The organism is Arthrobacter sp. Y3221160, from assembly GCF_059092585.1.
Genome location: NZ_JBNHHU010000003.1, coordinates 120224 through 126876, shown reverse-complemented (window position 1 = coordinate 126876; position 6653 = coordinate 120224). Strand labels below are relative to the sequence as shown.

Genomic DNA, 6653 nt, shown 5'->3' with positions numbered 1-6653 from the left:
CAGCAGTCCGAAACCTCCGCCGATCGCTTAGCCCCGCCCACCGCGACCATGCGCGCGGCCCGCCAGCACGAGCGCGGCGCGACCATGACCATCGACGAGATCGAGCGCCCTCGGGCCACCGGCACGGACGTTGTCGTCAAGGTTGCCGCCTGCGGCATGGTGCCCAACCTGGCCAATGTGCTGGCGAACTGGGAGACCTGGTACCCGCACGAGCCACTACCGCCCACACCGGCCATCTTCGGACTGGACCCCGTCGGGGTGATCCACGAGGTGGGTGAGCAGGTCGTTGGCCTGGCCCCCGGGGATCGTGTCTACGTCAACCCCTCCCGCTCCTGCGGCCACTGCCACGCCTGCACCTCAGGGGCACCACAGACCTGCGATTACTGGGCCTTCGCGGGGTACTTCGGGTTCACGGCCCAGAGCGTGGAAATGTTCCGGAAGTACCCTCACGGTGGCTTCAGCGAGTACATGCTCGCACCGTCGGCGGCGATCGTGCCAATCCCGGACAACCTCGACTTCCGCAACGCGACCCGGCTCGGCTACCTCGGCACCGGCTACAGCGCGCTGAAGAAGCTCGGCCCGCTGGGCGGCAAGTCCGTGGTGGTCCACGGCGGCACGGGAACCCTCGGCGTCGGCGTGACGATGCTGGCCCTGGCGCTGGGCGCTTCGAAGGTTTTCGCCGTGGCCCGTGGCCTGCCGCTGCTGGAGCGCCTCAAGACCCTCGCGCCGGAGCGGATAGAGGTCTTCTCGACGCATGACGGCAAGACCTCCGAGTGGCTCCGGGAGCGGACCGGAGGCCACGGCGCCGACTACTTCGTGGACACCATGGCAGCCGTCGGGGATCTCGAAGAATTCGCCGACGCCGTCCGTGGCGTGGCCCGAGGCGGCAAGATCGTCAACATCGGCGGCCTCTCCGGACCCTCCGGGCTAGACCCGAAGTGGTTCATGGACAATGGCGCAACCTTCTACGGATCGGCCTGGTTCACCACGGCCGAGGCGCTGGAACTCGCGGAGATGATCCGCAGCAACGTGGCAGACATGGGTGTCTTCGAGCCGAAGGTATGGCCGTTCGAGGAAATCAACGCAGCGATCAACGGGGTTACCAGCGGCGACGGCGGCTTCACCAGTTACCTCGTCGAGTTCTGATCCTCCGCGCAGCGCCCCCGGTTGGCACCTGTGCTCCCGGGGGCGCTGGGGAGGTGAAGTCTAGAGAGCAGCGTCGAACGACACGACTCCGAGGTCTTCATCGTCGAGATCGTTGATGTCCTAAAAGTAGAGGCCCGGGACCTCAGCGTCCTTGGGGACCATGAACGCATAGGTGATGGCGTCGGAGACCCTGGCTGCAACTGGGCATTGCATTTCCGGGCCGTAATCCCAGAAGGCCGACTTCGGCGGTGAGGCGGCGCGTGACTGTGGAGGCCATCAACGCGGCAGAACTAGCTCATACCAGCCCACGGCCGACCAGCCCAGGCGGACAGTCGCCGGCGCGAGAGCTGCGGGGAGTGGCTGGCTAAACCAAGAGATGGACTGTAAATCAACCACTCGTCCACCGCCTTTCGACTAGGAAAGAAGCCATGCACTCCACCGTTTACTCCCTGCCGGACACAACCGGCATGCAAGACGATCACCTTGTCCCCGAGGCGATCGCAGCGTCAGGTAGTCGTCACGGCGCCCAAGAAACGCTCGATCGGAACACCAATTACGTGGACCAGCCGCGCATCAAGGCCGCGGTGCGGGAGATCCTCGAGGCCGTCGGCGAGGACCCGGACCGCGAGGGCCTGCAGGACACCCCGGCGCGGGTGGCCAAGGCCTATGCCGAGTTCTTCGCCGGACTGCGGCAGGACCCGGCGGACGTACTGGGAACCACATTCGACATCTCCCACGAGGAGCTCGTGCTGGTGAAGGACATCTCCTTCTACTCCACCTGCGAGCACCACCTCGTCCCGTTCCACGGCAACGTGCACATCGGCTACACCCCCTCCAAGGAGGGCCGCGTCACGGGGCTGAGCAAGCTGGCCCGGCTGGTGGAGATCTACGCCCGGCGCCCCCAGGTGCAGGAGCGGCTGACCACCGAGGTCGTGGAGGCGCTGATGACCCACCTGCACCCGCGCGGGGCGATCGTGGTGGTCGAGGCCGAGCACCTGTGCATGTCCATGCGCGGGGTGCGCAAGCCCGGGGCCAAGACCGTCACCTCGGCCGTGCGTGGGCAACTGCGTGACGCCTCCACCCGGGCCGAGGCCATGAGCCTGATCCTCCACGGCTGATCCATGGGACCTGGAGGCCGATGAAGGACGGTTCGAGCAAATTTCCGAATCTGGTGGCGAGAGAGTCGCCATGTGTGACTGAGGCTGTGTTGAGGCGTCGGTAGATGCTTAGGGCGAGGTAGCGTTTGAGGATGCGGCGGATCTTGCGGTCCGTCTTACCTTCAGCTCATCTTTTCTCGGCGTAGGCGTGGGTCTCAGGACCATGGATCCTGCGGCCCATCGCGAAGAGGTTCCGCGCACGGCTGAGTTCCTGTCACCTCCGCGATTCAGCGATGCCGCGTCGTGTTCCCAGAGGACGCCGGGCATCTGTGCAGCTGCCTGTAGACATAGACGCCGGAATTCCTGTCCCCGTATGTGTCGCATAACGCCCGCACGACGACTGCTTGAGTGAGGCATGGGCAATTGCGCAGACAGCCTCTGCACGGTTGCCAGAGGCAACTACTTTACATAAGGCAGGTTATCGGCATAAAAAATCAGCCCAAAGCAGGGGAGTTTCCGGCCCGGAAGATGGCCAGGCACGCGGACGGGAGCTGGACAGCTTTGTGCAGACCGACGGAGCGCCGAAAAGTGCCACGTTGCTGGACTGGTCCTCCAAAAGTTGGACTATTCCTACTACTGCAGGACTGACAAGAGAACAGCGGCTCCGACGATGAGGCAGGCCATGCCAAGGGCACTTAGGCCGAGAAGCCCTGTCCGGTGGGCGTCAAGGGGTTCACCTTTCCGCCGCGGATTTCTGTAGGCAAATATGGCCGTGGGCATGCCAAGCACAACGCCAGTGATTATGAGCATCAAAGCCGTCTGCATGGGCTCATGCTACTGGCCAGGGATTGGAGGCGTCTGCACGGTTGTTCGAGCAACTACTTGACGTAATCTCAATTATGGCGTTTGAAAATGGGCGGGGGAGTAGCGCAAAAGAGGACCCCTGCAGCGTCTATTGGTCACTCAGGCCGGGCGGTCGTGGCTTGGTAAGAGTCCTGTTCGAGGCGGAGCCCGAAGACTTTGTCCGTCGGCACGTTGTAGGCATAGTCGGGGCATGAGGCGATGGCTTCGACGAGCGGTTCGAAACCGGCGGAAACGACGTCACATCGATGCCGTTGGCAAGGAAGGTGTGCATGAGGTTGTAGATCTCAGGCACCGTGCGCGTGCCGTCTGTGTAGGAGATGGTGACAACGCCCGCCCTTCCGGCCAGTTCCGCACCGGCGTCGTTTGTGACCGATTCCTTGACGAGACCGCCCGGGATGGTCCGAACCTGGTTCTGGGCGAACTCTTCCGGCGTGAGCTTATAAGCGAGGCGGTCCATAGAGGAAGAGTTTGTCGGTCACGTCGTTGATAATGCTGGTGTTTTCCCAGTCGAAGACCGCATATTCGGCATCGGCGTCGTCAGGGGAGTTTTTGGACGCGTGCTCGTGTATCAGTTTGTCGATGGCGTCGAAGTTGCGGGGGGCCCAGTTCCGCGTTCCAACGTGGGTGCCTGCGACGCTGCAGGACCGGTTGCGGAATCGGGGAAAACAAAGCTGCCAAGCAGGCCGCCTACGGCGACGGAAGCCACCATAGACGCGGCAAAGGAAGATCGTTTTATCAAGGCGTGCTCATTTCGATCTTGAGGAGTCTGACTGCCCAGGGTCCTGGATCTTGAACCAATGGGGGGACTCTCTAGCCGTAGGCTAGTAATGTGGCGCACTTATAGTGCGCATTTGAACGATATATGCGTCGGCTGGCGGTGATGTCCAGCGATTTCTAACGCGCCTGCGTTGGTCGAGGCCTTCGGGAGGTCAACGCTTAAGCTATCGAGCGAAATGTGCAAGACGTCCTTCTGGCATCCAGGCTCAGCAGTAGGCGGTGGTGTAGTCCGGCCAGATTTGCTGGAGAGTGGAGATCCCTTCCTGGAATTGTGCTCGCCCGAGACCAAAGCGTAGGTGCTGTCCGGTGTGCTGGAACATGGCGTCGGAGGCCAGGAGTACGCCGTGGTCCTCAACCAGCCATTCTGAAAATACTTGCGCTTCCGAGCTGGTCAGCCATGGATAGGCGCAGGTCCCACCGACCGGGGGTATCCAGTCCCAGCCCGGTGTGGAAGCTACGAATGAAGCGAGGGCTGCGGCATTGGTACGTACAAGGGTGTTGGCCCTGTCCAGAAGGGCGGGTGCTGCCTGCAGGCCTGCGATGGCCAGGACTTCACTGGGGGCGCTGGTGGCCAGGGTGGTCCAGTAGCGATAGTCGAGGAGTTTGTCGGTGATTTCAGCGTTCTGGGTTACGGTCCAGCCAATCCTGACGCCGGCCATGCCCAGCACTTTGGATACTCCGGTGACTGTGATGGCGTTGGGCGTCATGGCCGCTGCAGACGGGAGATGGCGCTGCGGATCTAGCTCAATCCCCCGGTAGATTTCGTCGCTGAGTAGAAATGTGTCGGAGCCATCGACGAGGTTGAGGAGTTCCTCAAAGACCGGCCGCTTAGGTAGGGCTCCGGTGGGATTGTGGGGGAAGTTCGTGACGATAAGCCGCGTGTTGGGTCGTAAAGCGTTCCCAATTTCAGAGATGTCGAGCTCCCAACCGTTCTCGCGGCGGAGGCGCACCTCGGTCACTTCGGCACCGATTGCCCGCGGAACGTCGATCAGGAGCTGGTATGTCGGACCAATGACAATCACGTGATCGCCCGCCTCAAGAACCGCGTTTAAGAGGACGAACGCGGCCTCAGTGGCACCGGCGAAGATTTGGACGTTCGACCCGGATCCAACGTCGGAGGCCTGAGCGGCCAGCTCGCGCAGCTCCGGGTGGCCGGGCGACTCGGTGTAACCAAGTGTCAACGACTCGTACCAGGCCCGGGTTCGCTCGGGCGCTACCTGCCATAGTTCGTTCAGCGACAGCGCCTCTGTGTCGGAACCAGTGAGGTTTATCCGCGCGGTGAATTCGTGTTTTGCGAACATGCGCTCAATGAGGAACGGAGGAAGGTGCATGGCATTGCCTCTTTTCAGAAGATCGACTTATTGCAGGACCTGCGACGTCCGCAGCGCCCCGATACCAACGATCACTGGCATCCCGCCAGCATGCTGCACAGTCAGGTGGGCCACACGGTTCCGCTCATCACTGCTCAGGTACGCGTAAGAACCGGTGGAGCCTAGCACGGTGATGGAGTCGACTTTCGCCGCACTGAGCCTTTCAACCAGCCGAATAAACGAGGCCTCGTCTATTGCATCGTGTGCAAGCGTGGTAATGGGAAAAGCGCTTAGGCCAGTGAACATCGTTCAAGCTCCTTGATTGGATTCGGGATGAAGGCAAAGTCGGCGGCGGTCACAGCGCCAACGCTCAACAATGAGCGCACCTTCGGAGGGAGCCGTGACCGGGACTCCGTGGGGTGGTAAGCAGCGCGGGCAGTTAGCCTACGGCGTCGATTTGAGCAGGGCTGGGACGCTGTTCCGGGGGCGTGGGGCGCCGTCGTCCGCCCCGCTGTGCCGCGGCACCTGCGAGGACGACGAGCAGGATGCCGGCGGTCTGGACCGCTGAGGGCTGCTGGTGCAGGATGAGCAGTCCAAGGAGGACGCCGACAGCGGGTTCGAGTGCCATCAGGGTTCCGAACGCGGTCGGCGTCATCCTGCGCAGGGCGAGTATTTCCAGTGCGAAGGGAAGCACGGGAAGCAGGAGGGCGAGCCCCGCCGCAGCGGCCAGGACCCCGAAGGTGAGGTGGCCGGCGGCCTGCGGTATGCCGACGACGGCGGCCACCACCGCGGCGATGGGGACAGTCATTGAGAGCGCCCCGATCCCGGTGAAGCAGTCCCCGATCCGCTGGGTGAGCAGGATGTAGAGGCCCCAGGCAACGCCCGCCAGCGCCGCCCACGCCACGCCGGTTGGGTTGAAGTCGCCTCGCCAGGGTTCGGTCAGGAGGATGACGCCGAGCAGCGCCAGGGTCGGGCAGACGAGCGCCGTCCGGTTGTGGCTGCGGAGTGCGGCCACCGTCAGGGGTCCGAGGAATTCGATCGCGACGGCGGTGCCGAGCGGTATGCGCTCGATCGCTGCGAGGAACCCGATCGACATCACGCCCGTCATGAGCCCGAGCCCAAGCACCGGCAGCACGTCGGCTCGGCGGACGGAGCGCAGCGGCGGGCGGGCAATCGCCAGGAGAATGACGGCTCCGATGCTGAGCCTGAGCCAGGCTGTTCCTGACGGGCCGACATCCTCGATCAGGTCAACCGACAGGGCCGAACCCAGCTGGATTGACATGATCGCCGTCATGGCAAGTCCCCACGGCGGGACCCGGACGTTCAAAGCGCTTCGCATGCGCATGTCAGTTTCCTTCTTGGAATGTAGTGTCCGCGGCTATGCGACGGCGGGCAATTCGGACGTCGGGACCGAGCTTTCCAAGCCACCAGGCTAGGTCCTCTGCCGCAGTATCGAGCG

At 63.1% G+C, this 6653-nt stretch carries 5 protein-coding genes and 2 pseudogenes; 2 read left to right on the top strand and 5 right to left on the bottom strand.

The genetic code is table 11. The annotated features are described in order from the left end of the window. Together AC5RWG_RS17155 and folE are read left to right on the top strand one after the other, a co-directional pair. A partial coding sequence (locus tag AC5RWG_RS17155; protein WP_494167518.1) for an alcohol dehydrogenase catalytic domain-containing protein occupies positions 1 to 1146 on the top strand: 1146 nt, incomplete at its 5' end. Positions 1147 to 1574: 428 nt separating this feature from the next. Next, positions 1575 to 2264 (top strand): GTP cyclohydrolase I FolE, encoded by a 690-nt coding sequence (gene folE / locus AC5RWG_RS17150; RefSeq protein ID WP_494167517.1) that lies wholly within the window; start codon positions 1575 to 1577, stop codon positions 2262 to 2264. A gap of 88 nt (positions 2265 to 2352) precedes the next feature. Here the strand turns inward: folE and AC5RWG_RS17145 are convergent. The 5 genes and pseudogenes from AC5RWG_RS17145 to AC5RWG_RS17125 all read right to left on the bottom strand — a co-directional run. After that, positions 2353 to 2566 (bottom strand): annotated as a pseudogene (locus AC5RWG_RS17145) (IS110 family transposase); the annotation flags it as partial. A gap of 629 nt (positions 2567 to 3195) precedes the next feature. Continuing rightward, entirely contained in the window at positions 3196 to 3564 is a 369-nt protein-coding gene (locus AC5RWG_RS17140) for a hypothetical protein (RefSeq protein WP_494167516.1), read from the bottom strand. A 526-nt stretch (positions 3565 to 4090) separates the two neighbouring features. Then, the gene (locus AC5RWG_RS17135; RefSeq protein WP_494167515.1) at positions 4091 to 5215 is read right to left on the bottom strand and encodes an aminotransferase class I/II-fold pyridoxal phosphate-dependent enzyme; all 1125 of its coding nucleotides are present in this window, start codon (positions 5213 to 5215) and stop codon (positions 4091 to 4093) included. Positions 5216 to 5248: 33 nt separating this feature from the next. After that, a pseudogene (locus tag AC5RWG_RS17130) lies at positions 5249 to 5500 on the bottom strand (dihydrodipicolinate synthase family protein); the annotation flags it as partial. 133 nt (positions 5501 to 5633) lie between these two features. Beyond that, positions 5634 to 6539 (bottom strand): EamA family transporter, encoded by a 906-nt coding sequence (locus AC5RWG_RS17125; RefSeq protein WP_494167514.1) that lies wholly within the window; start codon positions 6537 to 6539, stop codon positions 5634 to 5636. Positions 6540 to 6653 lie beyond the last annotated feature (114 nt).